This is a genomic window from Paenibacillus sp. FSL F4-0236 (assembly GCF_038000135.1).
Taxonomy (GTDB): Bacteria; Bacillota; Bacilli; order Paenibacillales; family Paenibacillaceae; genus Paenibacillus_AQ.
Window position 1 is genome coordinate 1,199,794 of the sequence record NZ_JBBOBK010000001.1, and the last position, 18,006, is coordinate 1,217,799.

Consider the following 18,006-nt stretch of genomic DNA (forward strand, 5'->3'; position numbering starts at 1 on the left):
GTATGAGTTGCGTCACAGAAGGGGGCTTTACATGTGGGTAAAGCGAGAAAACCAATTCAAATCGTAATTCTGTTTCTAATCGTTCTAGTGGGTGGTTATGCAATTGGTTCCTCTGTATTTGGTGGAAGCGGAAAACCAGAGGAAGGTAGTAAAGCGCCTGCCATTGATTTGCTGGGTCTTGATGGACTTGGGCATACGTTAGACGAGTATAAGGGGAAGGCTATTGTGCTGAATTTCTGGGGCTCATGGTGCACGCCATGTGTAAAAGAAATGCCGGCTCTCCAAGCACAATGGGAAAAATGGAAGGACAAAGATGTAGTCGTTATTGGAATCAACGTAGGTGAAGATCAGATGACTGTCGAGAATTTTGTGAAGCAAGTCAATATTGATTTTCCGATTTTGATGGACACGGGACGAGACGCTGTACGAAGTTATGGTATTTCTCCACTCCCCACTACTTTTTTTATTAATGCAAAGGGTAAAATTGACAGCATTCATATTGGTCAGCTTGATTTAGATTCACTAGATGATCAAATTGGGAAGCTGGTGGATTGATGAGTGAACGCGAGGCTTTTATAACCAATACCAAATGTGAATGTGGCCATCAGAACCCTGTAGGCACTGTTCTATGTGAAGCATGCGGAAAGCCGCTTGGCAAAGAATCGGACTGGGGCGAGAATCTGGAAATGCGTTATGATGGTGTAGCCCGTCGTTCGCAGCGTGTTAATCCAAGCATTATTGATCGAGTTTGGAACTTTTTTTCATCTGTCAAAATAGCGATATATCTAATCGTTTTGACACTGTTAGGCTCTATGCTGGGAACCATTTTCCCTCAGGAGAGTACTTTCCTTAATATTGATGCATCGAGTTATTATAAGCAGGAGTACGGAACTGCTGGGGACATCTACTATAAGCTTGGACTTTCACATACATACGAATCCTGGTGGTTTGTGACTCTACTCGTAATGATTGGTGCTTCACTAGTCATTTGTAGTTTGGACAGAGTACTTCCGCTATATAAGGCATTAACTAGGCAGAAGATTCGGAAACATCGTCAGTTCTTAACTCGGCAAAAGGCTGTGCTAGTTACTGAAGTGCAAGAAGAACCAGAAGCTTGGGTTGCTCGGGTGGTTCAGCCTATGCGTAAAAAGGGCTACCGAGTCAAGACGGATGGAGGAGCTCTGCTGGCAGAAAAACACCGCTTCAGCCGCTGGGGGCCTTACGTAATACATATTGGTTTGATTATTTTTTTACTTGCTGTACTGGCAAGAGGATTGCCGGGTCTCAACATGGATCAGCATCTTGCTTTCCCGCAAGGGGAAATTACACAGATTCCGGATACTACCTATTATTTAAAAAACGAGAAATTCACCGTAGAGTTCTACACCGATGAAGAGATGCCTGAGGAGTTTCGAGGCAAAAAAATCCTTCCAAAATTATTCCAAACTAAAGCAGTGCTATATAAATGTACCGCGGATTGCGCAGATCCTACTAAGGAACCGCAGCTTACTGAGGTGACAACGCATAATATCCAAGTAAACTCACCTTTGGATTATAAAGGATTGAAAGCGTATCAGTTTGATTATGATCTAACACCTGTGCTGCGTTCTGTACAGCCAGTGCTTAAGAATTCCACCACTGGGGAGTCGTACGGTAAATTCAAACTGGATATGAAGAATCCGCAGCGTACAATTACAGCGGGACCCTATACGATGACTTTAAAAGAGAAGTATATGGATTTTGGACTGAATGAGGATGGTCAGCCGATATCTAAGTCGCCTTATCCGAATGCACCAGCATTCTTATTCTTGATTCAAGGACCGAATTTGCCAGCGGAAGGGCAGCAGTACTTCTATTTTCCTAAGCAGGTAGATAAGTCTCAGTTTCAGCAGGTGGCTATTAACGATAAGCTTGGTGGCAGCAATAGATTTCTTGAGCTTGAAGTGGACAACATGAGCGATGTTGATTTTTCGGAATCGACTACATACTTGAATATACGTATTGATCGTGCAATGCCTTTTGTATGGTTAGGTGCAGCAATCGTGATGCTGGGTTTAATCCTTGGATTTTACTGGCAGCATAGACGCATCTGGCTTACCGTTGTAAACGGAGAGCTAATACTCGGAGGACATACGAACAAGAATTGGTTCGGTTTCCGTCGTGAGATCGTTTCTATTTTAGAAAAAGTAGATATGGTAGTCGATGAAAAATCAATAGATAATGGAGGAGGCCTTACATGAGCTTGCTCGATATCAGCAGTGCCGTCTTTATTGCCGCATTCTTATTATACAGCGGGTCGTTTATGTTATTCACTATCGCTATCATGGGTCGCAAGTGGTCGGGCCGCAAGCCAGAGGAACATACTGCTCGATGGGGTAAAATAGCTTTTATTGTTTCTTCTATAGGTCTTATCTTTCATCTTATTTATTTCTTTACACGTTGGTTTGGTGCAGGACATATTCCAGTCAGCAATATGTATGAGTTCATGACTTTCTTATCCATGATGGTTATGGTAGCCTTTACAGTGATGTACGCGATCTATCGCAAAGTTATTCTCGGTCTGTTTGCAGTTCCAATTAGCATTATTGTGATGGCGTACGCAGCTGTATTTCCACAGGAGGTTCAGCCGTTAATTCCATCCCTGCAATCGAACTATCTCAAGATTCACGTAACACTGGCAGCACTAGGTGAATCCTTTTTCGCGGTAGGTTTTGCGGCAGGGCTGATGTATCTGCTACGGACTGTTAATTTTTCCAGTAAAGAGAAGGCGGATCGTAAGCAACAGAGACTGATTGAATTTACTCTCTTTTCAATCATTGTTATAATTGGGTTTCTGGGTTCAGTTTTTGCTTTCCGCGGAGCAGGTTATGAGACTGTTTTTGTTCGTCCCAACGTTACGATTGACAGTGCAGGGCAGGAAAATAGTACAATAGAGAAAGTGAGTTATCGAATGCCGCCGATTGTGGCTCCTCACAATAGCGAAATTGAAAGCTTCCAGTCGTTTCTTGGCATGAAAGAACCTCTCTTTGAAGCTCCTTCATGGATGAATGGTGTGAATGCTGGCCGGAAGTTTAATACTGTAATCTGGTCGATTCTTTCCGGATTACTCCTTTACGGAATTCTTCGCTTGATCGTACGCAAGCCACTAGGCGCAGCGATTCACCCGGTTATGGAGGGGATTGATGAAGGCGATCTAGATGAGATAACGTATAGGGCGATAGCCATTGGCTTTCCTATTTTCACATTAGGCGCTTTGATTTTTGCAATGATATGGGCGCAAATAGCCTGGGGAAGATTCTGGGGATGGGACCCCAAAGAAGTCTGGGCACTCGTTACTTGGCTCTTCTATAGTGCTTATCTTCATTTACGATTGGCTCGTGGATGGCAAGGGCGAAAATCTGCCTGGCTTGCCGTTCTAGGCTTTTTGGTCGTAATGTTTACCTTAGTTGGCGTTAATCTAGTCATCGCCGGACTTCATTCTTATGCGGGGACGGACTGAGCATAGTTTACCTGCTAACACAGCACAATGGATTTAAGGTTACGTTCTACTGTATTTGATGAAGGGGTTGTTGTGAAATGGCAGATCATTTAAACAGAATTCTGGTAGTGGATGATGAGGAACGCATTCGCCGCCTGCTAAAGATGTATCTTGAAAAAGAAGGTTATGAAATCGACGAGGCTGAAGATGGCGAAATCGCTCTTCGCAAAGCAACAGCAAATGACTACGGTCTAATTTTGCTGGATGTTATGCTGCCTGGCATTGATGGAATGGAAGTGCTGACCCGACTCAGAGGGGTCAAATCGACACCTGTCTTAATGCTTACAGCTAAAGGCGAAGAGATTAATCGTGTACAGGGCTTTGAAATGGGCGCGGATGATTATGTCGTGAAGCCATTTAGTCCTCGCGAAGTGATTTATCGCGTGAAGGCCATTATGCGCCGTTCTTCAGCAACAGCATTTTTGTCCAAAGAGAGCAACTCCAGTAATAACATTGTATTCACTCATCTTATTATTGAGCATGACGCACACCGAGTAACTGCTGGTGGTGAAGAAGTGAGTCTGACACCGAAAGAATACGAACTGCTGCATTATTTGGCGATTTCACCGGATAAAGTGTTCTCTCGTGAAGAACTGCTTAAAGATGTTTGGAATTATGAGTTTTTCGGAGATTTGCGTACAGTCGATACTCATGTTAAGCGTCTTCGTGAAAAACTGAATAAAGTATCACCGGAATCCGCGGCGATGATTACAACTGTATGGGGTGTAGGCTACAAACTTGAGGTACCTAAATAAGTGAACTTCTGGAGAAGTCTTGTCGGCAAGCTGTGGGTCACGATCATCTGCCTGGTCGCTGTCGTGCTTATTACACTCGGGTTGTTTCTACTTCCCTATATCGACAGCAACTTTGCTAATTCCGGCGATATCAAACGTTTATTTATGTATACGTGCATGATCGGATTTTCTTTGACGACATTCTTCGCGTTGTTCTTGTTTACCAAGATCACTCAACCGATGCAACGTGTCATCGAGGCTGCAAACAACATTCGACGTGGTGAATACGGAACAAGGCTGACGCTGGTCACAAGTGACGAGATTGGCCAATTGGCGACTTCCTTCAACCATATGGCTGAGGAGTTGGAAGAGAATATTCGCAGTCTGCACCATGAGAAGGGTCATCTATCCAGTGTATTACGCAGCATGAGTGATGCTGTAATCACCTTTGACATCGAAGGCCAGATTATTCTGACCAATCCGCACGGTCAATCGCTACTTGAGAGCTGGAGCGATTTAGAGTGGGAACAAGAGAGTGACATTGAACCTCATACGGAAACGGCTGAGAGTAATGTTCCACCTCCCCTGCGTCCTTTATTTTTGAGCACGTTGAAACAAGGCGGCGATGAGCGTTCTAATGTACATGTCCGGCAGGGCGTGTGGTCCGTCCATATGGCACCTTTATATTCTGAGGGTAGCATTCGTGGAGTGGTTGCTGTTCTGCGTGATGTGACTGAAGAAGTACGACTCGAAAAAATGCGCCGTGACTTCGTGGCAAACGTCTCTCATGAGATTCGGACGCCATTATCGATGATGCAAGGTTATAGTGAGGCTTTACTTGACGGCATGGCTTCTTCACCAGAGGAAAGCAGTGAACTGATTCAAGTCATTCATGATGAATCGCTCCGTATGGGACGTCTTGTAAAGGATCTGCTCGACCTTGCGCGAATGGAAGCTGGACATACGGATATGTTGAAGGCAGAAGTAGATGTGAACGAACTGCTGGAACGAGTGTATCGCAAATTTTCCGTACGTGCGAAAGAGCGTGATATTCATCTGCAGCTAAATAAAGAGAGCGATGTCCTTGTTCTTAAGGCAGCGGATGAAGATAAGCTTGAGCAGGTCTTAACCAATTTGCTCGATAATGCTTTTCGTCATACGCAGGGTGGCAAGAAGATTACAGTTCATACAGGAACTTGTGTCTTAGAAGGGCGTCGCTATTTTGAAATTAAAATTCAGGATGAAGGCGTCGGCATTCCGCAGGAAGATCTGCCTTATATATTTGATCGTTTCTACAAAGCCGATAAGGCACGTGTACGGGGAGAATCAGGTGGAACGGGACTCGGGCTTGCGATTGTTAAAAATATTGTTGAGTCGCATCACGGAACCATTTCAGCTTCCAGTAAGTTGGGCGAAAGTACAACCTTTACCCTAAGACTTCCTGTCGAAAAACAGTAATTCCAAACACAATGTGTGATAGCGCCTCTGACAGCAGAGGTGCTTTTTGTTGAAACAAACACATTAATCTTGTTCATCGTGGAACATATCTCATTGTTTATGCTTGGGAGGCCATCAAATGATTTTATCTTTAGACCAAGGGACTACCAGTTCACGAGCCATAGTGTTCGATGAGGACGCTAGAATCGTCTCACAAGGGCAATATGAGGTTAAACAATCTTTCCCACACCCTGGCTGGGTGGAGCATGACCCAGAGCAAATCTGGGCGTCACAGCTTGCAGCTGCAAGAGATGCGATTACTCAGGGCGGGATAACACCTCAGGAAATATATTCCATTGGAATTACAAATCAGAGGGAAACGGCCCTGATCTGGGATAGAGCAACAGGCAAGCCAATTTATCCTGCGATTGTGTGGCAGGACAGACGTACTGCAGAGCTGTGTGAAGAGATCAAGAGTAAGGGGTTAGAGGGACTCATTGCTAGCAAGACGGGACTCGTTGTGGATGCTTATTTTTCTGCAACTAAATTCTCCTGGATTCTTGATCATGTAGACGGCGCACGAGAGCGGGCGAATAATGGCGAGCTACTAGCTGGGACAGTAGACAGCTGGCTAATCTGGAAGCTTACTGGCGGGGCTGTACATGCTACTGATGTAACTAATGCATCGCGTACGATGCTATATAATCTACATGAGTGCTGCTGGGACGAAGAGCTAATGGAGGAGCTTCGTGTACCACGCTCCATCCTGCCAGAAGTGAGGATGTCCGGTAGTGAATTTGGAGCAGCAGACGCGCAGTGGTTCGGGACAGAAATACCTATTCACTCTGTATTGGGGGATCAACAAGCTGCTTTGTTTGGACATACTTGTCTTGAACCCGGCAGTGCCAAAAACACATATGGAACAGGATGCTTTATTCTGATGAATACAGGTACAGAAGCTGTAGTCTCCAGTCATGGGTTGTTGACCACTGTAGCTTGGGGAATGGGGGATGAACTCTATTATGCACTCGAGGGCAGTGTGTTTGTAGCCGGAGCGGCTGTACAATGGCTTCAGGAGGGGTTAGGACTCATAACGGAGCCGGCAGGCTCGGAAGACAAGGCACGGGAAGTAGAGGACAGTGAAGGGGTTGTCGTCGTACCTGCTTTTACTGGACTAGGTGCCCCTTATTGGGATATGTATGCACGTGGAGCAGTCTTCGGTCTAACTAGAGGAACCACCTCGGGGCATTTGGTAAGAGCAACGTTAGAGTCATTAGCATTTCAGTCTAGAGATGTAATTGGGGCGATGGAAAAAGATGCAGGCATGCCATTGACCGGACTTCGTGTAGATGGTGGAGCGGTTCGTAATGATTTGCTGATGCAGTTTCAGTCTGATATCCTCGGTAGTGAAGTTACTCGAACTACATATGCGGAGACGACTGCGCTGGGAGCAGCACTTCTGGCTGGATTAACCTCAGGAGTTTGGAGAAGAGAGCAGCTAGAAAGCTTTAACAAAGCTGAGAGGGTCTTTTCACCTGTAATGGGTATAGATGAGCGTGAACGACGTTACAACGCCTGGAAAGACGCTGTAGCGCGTACCATGGGCTGGGAAAAACATGAAAGATATCAGTGATCAGGGAGATGCATATGTCTATGTTTAATGGAACAGAATCTGATCTACCGAGTGGACTATCTAAGCCTGCACTTCGAGCACTTCATGGTGCTGGGTATACACAGATTCACCAAATCAGTAAGCTCACTGAGTCAGAGCTTCTGCAGCTCCATGGGATGGGACCAAAAGGGATTGATGTACTACGGCGTGCGCTCACTGAAAAGGGGTTATCCTTTGCCAGCGAGTCCTAAAGAACAGATCAACCTAAAAAGCGGCAAGCTAAGGATAATCCTTGGCCTGCCGCTTTTTAGGTTGTAACGCTTAATATTCAATAACAAATGCAACGTTTTGCCATCCAGCGCCCACTGTCCAGAACAGAACTTTATCTCCGCGTTCGATCTTTCCTGTAGTAATAGCTTTGTGTAGAGCGATAAACGGGCTACTGGTTGAGGTGTACCCGAATTCATCACCTATGTAAACCGCAACCTCACGATCAATACCCACTTTTTCACAAACACCAACGATATTAGGCAGTGAAAGCTGTGAGAAACAGGCCGCTTTAATAGATTCAGGCGCTATGTTGTTATCAGATAGAAGCGTGCGAATCGATTCAGAAGCAGCATCTACGCAAATGGAATCATCAAATGGAATGAACTTCACATTGAATTCTCCAGCCGCTACGCCTTTTCTACCCAGATTAGCCAAGCCTTCAGCCGGGAACATGGAGTTGCCATAAACGCATGTGTCTGTTTGATAGACAGAATCAATGAAGCCTACCGCATTATCATCGCGCACAAGAAGGACTGCCGCAGCTGCATCACCGAAGTTAGCATAATAGACTGGATCATTCTTATCTGCATGAGGTGCTACATAATCGGATCCGATGACCAAAGCACGTTTAATTCTAGGATTGGCTTGCATTTGACGGCTCACCTGTTCTACGGAAGCAGTCATACCTGCACAGTTAGCGTTGCTATCTATACAAATTGTATGGGATGCGCCGTTAATTAAACGGTGAATCATTAAAGAGTTAGTAGGAAAGATATATTCAGGAGTTTGACTTGCATAGGCAATAAGATCGATATCAGCGCCAGTGAGACCATTTTTATCCAACACATTACTGGCAGCCTCAAAAGCCATCGTAAGAGAATTTTCTTCCTCATTCTTAATGCTATAGCGCGTATCACGACCTAAAGTGGTCAGTAGACCTCGGATATCAATACCCTTTTCGTCAAAATGCTTAATAAAAAAGTCGTTACCAACTTTATTACTAGGATGATAGATATCAATGTCTTGAATACGAATTCCGGTCATATGAATGAATCCTCCTGAAAAACTCTATAGTTTTTTTAGTTATAAGAAGAATTAAGCTGTAACGGTGGAAATGATCTCGATGTTATCTAGTCCTGCTTTACGACCCAGACGAGCAAGCTGCATTTTAAGAATTGGGTTATTCTCAAGGGTTAGATTTACTTTTACAAATCCATCATTCTTAAACATTACGAAGCAACCTTCCAAAAGAGGTACAACATCAGGTGCAGTTACGTTTAGCTTTCTGCAGTCGATTTGTAATTCATAGTCTGCTGGAGTGATAGGATTAATAGTTTGTTGATATGCTTGGATAGATTTCAGACCATCTTCTTCAGAAAATGTTCCTTCCAGCTCAATATTGATCACTTTTTTAGTAGTGTCTGTCTTTAAAATAAACTGTCCCACGTTAACATCTCTCCCGATATTTTAATTTACTGAAAATAGTTACTTTATTTCTTCAATCGTTTCGAGAAGAATATTAAAAGCGGTGATGATTCTAGGTGCCCCTATAGCGGGTACTAAGTGTAATAGAATACCTTTGAGTTGTTCTACAGTAACTCCCACACGAAGAGCCATGACATAATGAACACCCAATTGATCAAACTGACCCATCGAAATCAGGGCAGAGATAACTGCGATTTCCTTCCAGTCAGCTTCGATTGTGTTGCGTTGAAAAATATCGCCGTAGGCATTCCCCATAATAAATTCAGCCAAATCGGGGAAATGTTCTTTAATCGGAGCCAGTGCTTTAGCTCCGTAGTCTCCAGAGAGATTCGTGAAGTGGTTCAGACCACTGTTTACATTGTCTTTCATAAGTGACCTCCTAATTTAGGTTCAAAGTACGGTGAGCAGTCGGAGGGACCTCATCACGGTCTGTTAACAGTTCAATGACGGCAACACGGTTGATGGCAACAGCGTCCTTGATAGCTGTTTCGAACTCCTCCGCTGTCTCACATTTGTAACCCGTAGCACCTAGTGATTCTGCGAATTTCACAGCGTCCATAGGGACTTCGTAGATAGTTCCGTCAATACGTCCTGTAGTTTTTTCCATACCTTTTAGAGCCATATCTAGCTGTTTATTATTCACAACAATGAATATGACAGGAATATCCTTGCAGACAGCAGCGTTAATCTCTGCGCCTAGCATCATAAAGCAGCCGTCTCCTGTAATGCAGAAGATCGTTTCTTCTGGAGCAGCAACCTTTGCACCAATCGCCATCCCGATGGAATTACCCATACAAGCAAAGTAAGCATCGAAAACAAAACTGCCCGGTTTCTTAACCTTGTACCATTTCGCAGCATGGAAACCGTGACTTCCATCATCAACAAAGACTGTGCTGTTATAAGGAATCAAATCACTCATCGTACTCAAGACCGATGCAAGTGAAAGGTTTGGTAAAATCGGAGGCTCTTCGGTATAATCGGAATTTGTCGGTGCTTCGCGTTTTGTGATGTTGTTCGTGTCAATATTATTGAGATAGTAAACTAGATTGTCGCGTAGATCTCCAGTCACTGGAATCGTTTTAGAGAACAATATTTTTCCGACAAAAGTCGGATCACTATCAAACTGAATTAATGTTGCAGGATGATTTTCCCTTTTAAGATTACAAATAGTCATATCACTTAAACGTGACCCGAGAACGATAAATAGATCACTTTGATTCAGCAAGTCATCCCCATGGGTACAACCGCCTACTCCAATTGGACCGTGATAGAGTGGATGATCCCAAGCTATAGCCCCTTTACCACCTGGAGATGTAACTACAGGAATATTAAATGTTTCCGCTAATTGAATTAGCTCACTATGTGCTCCTGAGCGGTTAACGCCTTTACCCGCGATAATTATTGGATTCTTAGAGCTATTTATAGCATCAAGTACACGGTCGATATTAGCATGGCTAACCAGTGATTCGCGTTCAGGGATTACAATATTACATTCCTCTAGCAATTCCGTTTGTACATCAAAGGGAATACAAAGGTGAACTGGACCACGATTACCGCTCAAAGCAATGGATATGGCATGATTAAAGATTGTGTTAAAGTGATCTCCACGTTCAATAAGCTTGCTATATAAGGTGGCAGGTCTAAACATATCAGCTAAATCAGCTAGAAAAGAAGTAGAGTCCTGACATTGGGGAATTCCAAGCTCTTTAATAGATTGATGGCCAGTAATAAATAGGACAGGTAGGTTGTTAGCCTTAGCATGTGCTGCTGCAGTTAATAGGTTTGTTCCACCAGGACCTGAAGTACCAAAAGCTACACCTAGTTTTCCAGTTTTAAGCGCATACCCGGCTGCTTCGAAGCCGGAACTGGACTCATGTCTCCCAGGAATAAATTCAATACCGTAATCTACCATTTTAAGAACAATAGGACAAATGGATTTCCCAATAATACCAAAGGAATGGGTAACACCTAGGTTCCGTAGTGCTTCCGACATGTAATCTGCGACTGTCTTCAAAAAATACACCTCACAAGTTGATTGTTATTTTAAAATCAAACATTAGAAAACCTGTGCTCTGAATTAGGGCACAGGTTGGTGGCATAAATCGCCATAGAGACTGAACAATTGTTCAGTCGTCTTGGTTTTCTGCAACCTGGCAGTCATGGCCTCTGATTAAAAATGAGGCTGTAGATCCATGGTTTTGCGTCATCCTCTTTCGAAGATTTTGCCAATATTAATTTTAAAATTTATAAGAAGAATTTTCCTTTACAATATATTCCTAGAGTACCTTTGTCAATATATTTTCGCAAATTAACTCGAATTTTGACGAAAGTCTTGTCCAACCTATGAAATAATAGATATAAAAAAACTCCCCCTAAGTCAAAACTTAGGAGGAGTTTTTGGACTTGTTTATATGATTTGCAAGTGACTTAAAACTTGAAAATATGGATAGTCTTCTGTAGATTAAACACAGCCTGTGTCATTTTCTCAGTTTCTTCAGCGACGGACTGCAGGGCATTAATTTGTTCATTCATAGCGGCGGATACTTCCTCGGTGCCGGCAGCGGTTTGCTGTGTGATCGCAGAGATATTCTCTATTGCACTTGAGATTTTCAAGGCACTTTCCAACATCAGATCACTTTCAGCAGAGAAGGAAGAGATTTGCTCGGTAATATACTGCACACTTTGCACAATTTGAGCAAAGATATGAGCAGATTGAGTGATCATCTCATTCTGTACCTGTACGACTTCTTCGTTGATAGCGATATTGTCAATCGCTTGTTTGATATCAGTTTCGATGCTCCGAACTAAGCCAAAGACTTCCTTCGTTGAAGCCGTTGATTCCTCGGCAAGTTTACGAACCTCCTGTGCGACTACAGCAAATCCTCGACCATGCTCTCCGGCGCGTGCTGCTTCGATGGAGGCATTCAGCGATAAGAGGTTGGTCTGCTCAGCGATCTCTGTGATGGTTTTTGTAATCATCGTAATTCCGCGAGCATTATGAGACAGGGCTTCGATAGTATCAGCTACTTTTTGAGTAGCCTGGATGTTTTTGCGCATGCCTTCAGCTTGAGTATCAACGGACTGCCGTCCTTGTTCAACTAGTTCTAATGTATGTATTGAACGTCTGTTCATTTCTTTCGTAGAGTTCGTATAATTGGATACTTTATTCTCAATATCTTTAATGGATTCTGTCATTTCAGCGATATCCGTAGATATTTCATTTGCACCAAGAGCTAGCTCGTTAGACGAAGAGGCTACCTGTGCCATGACAATTTTCAAATTCTGATTCTTATCTTCGATTCCACGGCTTGCATCCATAACTTGACGAGTGATTTGTGATGCTTCTGTCAAAATCTTCTTGAGCTTGTCAATCATAGTATTAAAGGAACGACTTACGTCCCCCATAGACCCGTTCTCATCGGCTCTACTAGTAAAATCCCCTTTTGAAATACTATGAGATACATTCGCGATGTCATCAAAAGAAGATGTAAGCGTTCTCTCGATAAAGCGGGCCACGGGGAAAGTTAGAGCAGCAAGAACTACGATTAGAACAATACCCAAAATAATGTTGCCTAAGATCATAAAAGTAACTAAAACAGGAATGGCAAATAGTGCGGCAACGAGGTAACATCCGGCAACAATTCTTTGTTTTAACGGAAGTTTATGCATCCAGTTCATTGGTATAATGTCCTCCTTATTAATATTATGTATTGGTGTTATTATATGGGATTTAAAGGTGATTGGTCTATAGTAAGAACTGACATAAATCTTCATTTCGGAGTAGTTCTTTAGATTTCGTGTCAAAAATCCTCATAAATAGCGGAAATTTTTGCGATAGCAGACTTTACCATCTCTAAAAGTTCTTGCGGTGAAAGTACAATAACCGAGGGACTAAAAGAAAGGATTATCCGGCAGGCCGACTCGATCGTATTAAATTCGGCATCTACGTTCACCCACTCTGCATTGCTTGTTGGCTCTATCAATTGGACAGTGACGAATCTTTCTCGCTGTAATTCTTTTAAGACAGATGTTCTAACCCTTAGCATTACTTGATACTTTGGCAGTGCTGCTTTAAAGGCCGTGGTGGACTCTTCCCAGTACTGTTTTAAATCAAAGTCATCAGGTCTTTTAAACCACTCATGAGTCTCCTCAACGTTAACTAATCTGGACACACGAAAGGTCCGTAGTTCTTCTTTGCTTTTGGCTACGACATACCATACTCCGCGTTTTGCAACTAACCCAAGAGGTTCAATGAAACGGACCGTTCTCTCGTTGCTCCGGAGATAAGTGATTTTTACTTTGCGGTCCTCCCAAAGTGCTCTCTGCAGTACAGAAAGGAACGGATAAGTCTCATCCGAAGGATGCCAACTGGCGCCATCAATATGAATACGCTCGCTTAGGTAATTTGCTGAGTTACTAAGTCGATGTGAGGATGCAGCCTCTAGTTTGAGAAGAGCGGAAGAGTAGTCGTCTTGTATCCCCAGATCCTTCATTATAGATGCGTCAGCGGACAGAAGCAGTGAACCAATCTCTTGTGGCTTCATTCCCGTTAGGGAGGTTCGGTAGCCTTCAGTAAGCATCCAACCTCCTTCACGACCACGTTCAGCTAAAATGGGTATTCCTGAAGCACTTAATGCTTCCATATCACGAAACACAGTTCGTTCTGATACCTCGAGTGTTTGGGCCAATTCTCTAGAAGTCATTTTTCCACGATTTTGCAACAGAAGTAATATTGATAACAAACGGTCGGCTCTCATTAGGCTATTGTACCTCCTCGAATTATTGATTAGACGATCACCATTAATCATTTCTAAATCATGATTATATTATATATGTCAGTTGATGTCATATATACGGGCTATACTTATAAAACGTAAGGAATGTTCACAGAATATTGAAATCCGAATTCATGTGGAAAGGGTTGAGGGCTATGACATTGAAAGGGAAAGTCGCATTGGTTACCGGGAGCAGCAGAGGTGCTGGGAGAGGGATCGCTCTAGAATTAGCAAGAAGAGGTGCTTTTGTCTATATTACAGGGAGGACCACAGATGTATCCGTCACAGAGCATATTAAGGGGAGCATAGATAGCGTACTTAGAGAAATAAAAGAGAGTGGAGGTTCTGGTGCGGTAATACAATGTGACCATACGAAGGATCAAGAAACAGAAGCAGTGATCCGTCAGATCGCTGAAGAGCAGGGGCGGCTCGATATCTTAGTTAACAACGTGTGGGGAGGCAATGATTTAGCTATCGAGCAAAAGCCTTTTTGGGAGCTGCCTACAGCTCATTGGGACAATATGTTTAATGCCGGTGTGAGAGCACAGATGATCACAAATTATTACGCAATTCCCTTCATGCGCAAGGCAAAAACTGGTGGTCTAATTATCCATACAACCTTCTGGTATCATTATAAATATTTAGGCAACTTTTATTATGATCTTTCTAAAAATGCACTTTTACGTATGGCTTTCGGATTGTCGAAGGAATTAAAGGATGACGGCATTGCGGTTATTCCACTTTCACCTGGATGGATGAGAACAGAAGCGGTTCTAGAAGCCATGAATACAGATGAGGAACATTGGCAAGAAGTTGAGGAACTGAAAATGAGTGAATCGACGACATATATTGGTCGAGCAGTGACTGCACTAGCCGCTGATCCAGAGGTTATGTCTATGTCCGGTGAGCCGCAGCTGGTTGGAAAGCTTGCTGAAAAGTATGGTTTTACTGATATTGATGGAAGGATAATCCCTTCGTTCATAATATAGGAAGAAAGAGAATCGTAAAATATAAGAAAGGCCACTCCAGTACATTCTGGAATGGCCTTTCTATATTATAGATTAAAGAAGGATGATTTCTTCAGCGGTGTTAATTTCTGGTAAACCAGCGAGTTTCACAAGGACTTGCTTAGGAACGGCTTTGTCAACGGTCAGCAGCATGATTGCAGCGCCCCCAACAATTTTACGTCCCACTTGCATGGAAGCGATGTTTACATCGTTCTCACCAAGCAATGTACCCACGAGTCCGATAATCCCTACTTTGTCGTTATGGGATACAAAGATTTGATGACCTTCAGGAGCAATATCAACTGGGAACTTATTCACTTGAACAATACGTTCTCCATAACCTTGCAGCAGGGTGCCGGCCACAAGATACTCTTGGTCAAGATCAGCTTTTAGAGTAACAGTAATCAGATTGGTAAAGCCTTTAGTTTTAGAAGCTTTAGTTATTACTACGTTCACGTCGCGTGTTTTCGCTAAATGCATGGAGTTTACGATATTAACGTCCTCTGCAAAGTGGCGGGAGAGCACACCTTTTACAATGTAGCGGGTTAGTGGTTGGGTATCTACATCCGAAAGATCACCAGCGTATTCAACATGGATCTCACGGATAGCAGCAGCTGCAATTTGGGTAACAAAACTGCCCAGTTTTTCCCCAAGCGTGAAGTAAGGTTGAAGCTTATTCATTACACTTGGAGCCACTGGAGGAATGTTGACCGCGTTAATGAACGGTTCATTACGCAGAATATGCAACACTTGCTCCGAAACATCGATCGCCACATTTTCTTGAGCTTCAATCGTAGAAGCGCCAAGGTGAGGAGTCACGATGATTTTTGGATGAGACAGGAAAGGATGATCTGCTTGCGGCGGCTCTTTCTCGAATACGTCGAACGCAGCGCCAGCAACAATACCGCTATCTATAGCTTCTACTAATGCCATTTCATCAATTACACCACCACGTGCACAGTTGATGATGCGCATTCCCTTTTTCATCACTTCGAATTGTGGGCGAGAAATCATATGGCGTGTTTCCGGAGTAAGTGGAGTGTGCACAGTAATGAAGTCTGCTCCGCGAACAACATCGTCTACGGAAGCCAATTTAACTTCCATCTTTTCAGCACGTTCAGCTGTTAGGAAAGGATCGAAAGCAAGAATTTCCATACCGAAAGCTTTAGCACGTTTAGCCACTTCGCTACCGATTCTGCCCATTCCGAGTACACCTAAAGTTTTGCCACGAAGCTCTACACCTACGAATGTTTTTCTATCCCAGGTTCCACCGATTGTTTTTGCATAAGCTTGTGGAATATGACGGGCCAGAGCCATCATCATTGCGAAAGCATGCTCACAAGTCGTAATTGTATTTCCATCAGGAGCATTGATTACAACAATACCACGCTTTGTTGCAGCATCCAGTTTGATATTATCTACACCAACACCTGCACGACCAATTACTTTTAGATTTTTTCCTGCTTCGATGATTTTGTCTGTTACAGTAGTTTGACTGCGGACAAGGAGGCCATCGTATTCACCGATAATTGCAATGAGTTCGTCTTCGCTGAGTCCTGTTTTTTTGTCAACAACTACATCTTCTGCGTCCATCAATTGCTGAATGCCCAAATCACTGATTGGATCCGATACTAATACTTTAAACATGGTTTCTTATCCCCCTTAAAGTTGAAAAGCTTTATATGTCGAGGACGCCTTTTTGGGCAATCCACAATACCTGAAGATTCACGAACTAGTAGAGAAAAAACATGTGATAATAGTAGATCAACGCGGTGTCGCATAAAAGAAGCTGCGTGCAGAAGTACCGCGGAATCGGTAACTTTGGGCAAAAGGATAGTATAGATTAGGTATTTAGAAATTAAAAAAACTCCCGACCCCCATACTACTGCCGTAGTAAGGGACGAGAGTTATCTTCGTGGTACCACCCTAATTCACTGCAACTTGGAAGAAGCAGCCTCATTGGCCTGCAAAGGCCACACTGGTAACGGAGTTGATCCGATTGCACCTACTTTAAGGTTCGATACAATATCTCAGGAGCGCTAAAGACATCTGTTTGTCACCGGTTTGCACCAACCACCGGCTCTCTGAAGACTTCCAGAATCTTTGTTCCATCATCGTTTTTGATTGATTAATTTTTTCATAATGTAACACGGTAATGTAGATGTGTCAATAGGCTTTGAAAGTAGGCTTTCTTGAAGTGAACTTCATTTTTCGTTATGATTCAATGACTGGTTCTATTCATAAAAAAACGGGAGCTGTGGAATCGTCTCCTTGCTATAGTACTGCTCTCGCCACTTCATAAAATCCTCTACCTGTATAGCACCTGTGGAAATAAGCAGGGTTACTGAGGACTGAACATCCGTAAGATTCAATGAACTGGCTGTACCAGAATGTATCAAATCGTCTATTTTTGCAGTAATGTCCTGAGGATCGTAGGCTGCAAAAATTCCGCGATTTAACATCATATCAGCGATGGATGCGTTCTTTTGAAGAAGAGGCATTTTTTTCCACTGGATAAAGGACATGGTCTTTAGCTCACCAGCAACAGAAGGGATTTTCTGGTTTGTCTTAGAGCCCCACTTTAGCATAGAATCATAAAAGTTCTTTTGTGCGAGCAATCCGAATTTAACCGCACCGGCAGTATAAGGATCATTTTTCAGCAATTTTGCCGTCTCTGCACCAGATGCACTTGCACTTATTTCACCAGAAGCTTTTGAGAATAAAGTTAAGCTTTTGAGTATGTTTAGCTGTGATTGATGTAATAAGGGAGAGTCGGAAAAGATAGAATCCTGGTTAACTCTTTCATATTGTTTATCTGCTAGAAGGCTAAGATTCTTCATAGCTGCTGCATTTACACGGGCATCTGTACTGCGTGCCAACTTGTCCACTTGTGTGTTCCAATTCTGCTTGAATTCCCGATAAGGCAAAAATACGTTATGATAGAAAGTAACAAGATCCTTCTGTTGGTAAGAGCCCGTGAATTCTTCTAATCCATATCCATTACTGCTCTTTTGTTGCTCATATTTAGCTTCCGTTTTGTCTGCGCCAACCTTGACGCCTGTGAAAAATGCGGCGAAGGCGCAAATAAGGAAAAACAAAAAAAATAGAGTGTACAACATTTGTGTACGGGAGTTACGTTGGCTCATAA

The 18,006-nt window shown here is 43.2% G+C and carries 16 protein-coding genes, 1 riboswitch and 1 other annotated feature; of the genes, 8 read left to right on the forward strand and 8 right to left on the reverse strand.

What is annotated here, in order from left to right; all coding sequences use genetic code 11:
- Positions 1-33: 33 nt before the first annotated feature.
- The 7 genes from NSQ29_RS05415 (at position 34) to NSQ29_RS05445 (ending at position 7,572) form a co-directional block, all read left to right on the forward strand.
- Positions 34-555: a redoxin domain-containing protein gene (locus NSQ29_RS05415; protein WP_042190261.1), complete on the forward strand. Its 522-nt coding sequence runs from the start codon at positions 34-36 to the stop codon at positions 553-555.
- A complete protein-coding gene (gene resB, locus NSQ29_RS05420; protein ID WP_076284548.1) occupies positions 555-2,240 on the forward strand; it encodes a cytochrome c biogenesis protein ResB in 1,686 nt (561 codons plus the stop codon). Before NSQ29_RS05415 ends, resB begins: the two co-directional genes overlap by 1 nt.
- A complete protein-coding gene (ccsA, locus tag NSQ29_RS05425; RefSeq protein ID WP_042190256.1) occupies positions 2,237-3,499 on the forward strand; it encodes a cytochrome c biogenesis protein CcsA in 1,263 nt (420 codons plus the stop codon). Before resB ends, ccsA begins: the two co-directional genes overlap by 4 nt.
- A 77-nt stretch (positions 3,500-3,576) precedes the next feature.
- Complete coding sequence (locus tag NSQ29_RS05430; protein WP_036676174.1) at positions 3,577-4,293, forward strand: response regulator transcription factor; 717 nt, start codon at positions 3,577-3,579, stop codon at positions 4,291-4,293.
- Complete coding sequence (locus NSQ29_RS05435; RefSeq protein ID WP_076284549.1) at positions 4,294-5,730, forward strand: ATP-binding protein; 1,437 nt, start codon at positions 4,294-4,296, stop codon at positions 5,728-5,730.
- Between the two features lie 118 nt (positions 5,731-5,848).
- Entirely contained in the window at positions 5,849-7,342 is a 1,494-nt protein-coding gene (gene glpK / locus NSQ29_RS05440; protein WP_341124519.1) for a glycerol kinase GlpK, read from the forward strand.
- Positions 7,343-7,356: 14 nt separating this feature from the next.
- Positions 7,357-7,572 carry a DNA-binding protein gene (locus tag NSQ29_RS05445; RefSeq protein WP_339242753.1) on the forward strand — a complete coding sequence of 72 codons (216 nt, stop codon included), beginning with the start codon at positions 7,357-7,359 and terminating at the stop codon, positions 7,570-7,572.
- Between the two features lie 70 nt (positions 7,573-7,642).
- Here NSQ29_RS05445 and NSQ29_RS05450 read toward each other — a convergent pair whose 3' ends face one another.
- The 6 genes from NSQ29_RS05450 to NSQ29_RS05475 all read right to left on the reverse strand — a co-directional run bounded on the left by NSQ29_RS05450 (position 7,643) and on the right by NSQ29_RS05475 (position 13,833).
- Complete coding sequence (locus NSQ29_RS05450) at positions 7,643-8,635, reverse strand: 3-oxoacyl-[acyl-carrier-protein] synthase III C-terminal domain-containing protein (protein ID WP_042190247.1); 993 nt, start codon at positions 8,633-8,635, stop codon at positions 7,643-7,645.
- 51 nt (positions 8,636-8,686) lie between these two features.
- The gene (locus NSQ29_RS05455; protein WP_042190245.1) at positions 8,687-9,037 is read right to left on the reverse strand and encodes a hypothetical protein; all 351 of its coding nucleotides are present in this window, start codon (positions 9,035-9,037) and stop codon (positions 8,687-8,689) included.
- Positions 9,038-9,076: 39 nt separating this feature from the next.
- The gene (locus tag NSQ29_RS05460) at positions 9,077-9,445 is read right to left on the reverse strand and encodes a carboxymuconolactone decarboxylase family protein (protein ID WP_042129622.1); all 369 of its coding nucleotides are present in this window, start codon (positions 9,443-9,445) and stop codon (positions 9,077-9,079) included.
- A 10-nt stretch (positions 9,446-9,455) separates the two neighbouring features.
- Positions 9,456-11,099 (reverse strand): thiamine pyrophosphate-binding protein, encoded by a 1,644-nt coding sequence (locus NSQ29_RS05465; protein WP_341124520.1) that lies wholly within the window; start codon positions 11,097-11,099, stop codon positions 9,456-9,458.
- 118 nt (positions 11,100-11,217) lie between these two features.
- A riboswitch (cyclic di-GMP riboswitch) is annotated at positions 11,218-11,313 on the reverse strand.
- Between the two features lie 190 nt (positions 11,314-11,503).
- Positions 11,504-12,754: a methyl-accepting chemotaxis protein gene (locus NSQ29_RS05470; RefSeq protein WP_042190241.1), complete on the reverse strand. Its 1,251-nt coding sequence runs from the start codon at positions 12,752-12,754 to the stop codon at positions 11,504-11,506.
- Positions 12,755-12,876: 122 nt separating this feature from the next.
- Positions 12,877-13,833 (reverse strand): helix-turn-helix transcriptional regulator, encoded by a 957-nt coding sequence (locus NSQ29_RS05475; protein ID WP_341124521.1) that lies wholly within the window; start codon positions 13,831-13,833, stop codon positions 12,877-12,879.
- Positions 13,834-14,006: 173 nt separating this feature from the next.
- On the opposite strand from NSQ29_RS05475, the gene NSQ29_RS05480 reads away from it, so the two are divergent.
- Positions 14,007-14,840 (forward strand): SDR family NAD(P)-dependent oxidoreductase, encoded by an 834-nt coding sequence (locus tag NSQ29_RS05480; protein WP_339242744.1) that lies wholly within the window; start codon positions 14,007-14,009, stop codon positions 14,838-14,840.
- A gap of 72 nt (positions 14,841-14,912) precedes the next feature.
- Here the strand turns inward: NSQ29_RS05480 and serA are convergent, their stop codons facing one another.
- On the reverse strand, positions 14,913-16,505 hold the full coding sequence (gene serA, locus NSQ29_RS05485; protein ID WP_341124522.1) for a phosphoglycerate dehydrogenase: 1,593 nt from the start codon (positions 16,503-16,505) through the stop codon (positions 14,913-14,915).
- Positions 16,506-16,751: 246 nt separating this feature from the next.
- Positions 16,752-16,982: a binding site (T-box leader), on the reverse strand.
- Between the two features lie 110 nt (positions 16,983-17,092).
- Positions 17,093-18,004: a hypothetical protein gene (locus NSQ29_RS05490; protein WP_042190235.1), complete on the reverse strand. Its 912-nt coding sequence runs from the start codon at positions 18,002-18,004 to the stop codon at positions 17,093-17,095.
- Positions 18,005-18,006 lie beyond the last annotated feature (2 nt).

What these genes read in the sequence shown, in the direction of transcription:
- resB (WP_076284548.1), top strand. Translation starts at nt 555, where the DNA reads ATGAGTGAACGCGAGGCTTTTATAACCAATACCAAATGTGAATGTGGC.
- ccsA (WP_042190256.1), top strand. Translation starts at nt 2,237, where the DNA reads ATGAGCTTGCTCGATATCAGCAGTGCCGTCTTTATTGCCGCATTCTTA.
- NSQ29_RS05430 (WP_036676174.1), top strand. Translation starts at nt 3,577, where the DNA reads ATGGCAGATCATTTAAACAGAATTCTGGTAGTGGATGATGAGGAACGC.
- glpK (WP_341124519.1), top strand. Translation starts at nt 5,849, where the DNA reads ATGATTTTATCTTTAGACCAAGGGACTACCAGTTCACGAGCCATAGTG.
- NSQ29_RS05445 (WP_339242753.1), top strand. Translation starts at nt 7,357, where the DNA reads ATGTCTATGTTTAATGGAACAGAATCTGATCTACCGAGTGGACTATCT.
- NSQ29_RS05450 (WP_042190247.1), bottom strand. Translation starts at nt 8,635, where the DNA reads ATGACCGGAATTCGTATTCAAGACATTGATATCTATCATCCTAGTAAT.
- NSQ29_RS05460 (WP_042129622.1), bottom strand. Translation starts at nt 9,445, where the DNA reads ATGAAAGACAATGTAAACAGTGGTCTGAACCACTTCACGAATCTCTCT.
- NSQ29_RS05470 (WP_042190241.1), bottom strand. Translation starts at nt 12,754, where the DNA reads ATGAACTGGATGCATAAACTTCCGTTAAAACAAAGAATTGTTGCCGGA.
- NSQ29_RS05475 (WP_341124521.1), bottom strand. Translation starts at nt 13,833, where the DNA reads ATGAGAGCCGACCGTTTGTTATCAATATTACTTCTGTTGCAAAATCGT.
- NSQ29_RS05480 (WP_339242744.1), top strand. Translation starts at nt 14,007, where the DNA reads ATGACATTGAAAGGGAAAGTCGCATTGGTTACCGGGAGCAGCAGAGGT.
- serA (WP_341124522.1), bottom strand. Translation starts at nt 16,505, where the DNA reads ATGTTTAAAGTATTAGTATCGGATCCAATCAGTGATTTGGGCATTCAG.
- NSQ29_RS05490 (WP_042190235.1), bottom strand. Translation starts at nt 18,004, where the DNA reads ATGAGCCAACGTAACTCCCGTACACAAATGTTGTACACTCTATTTTTT.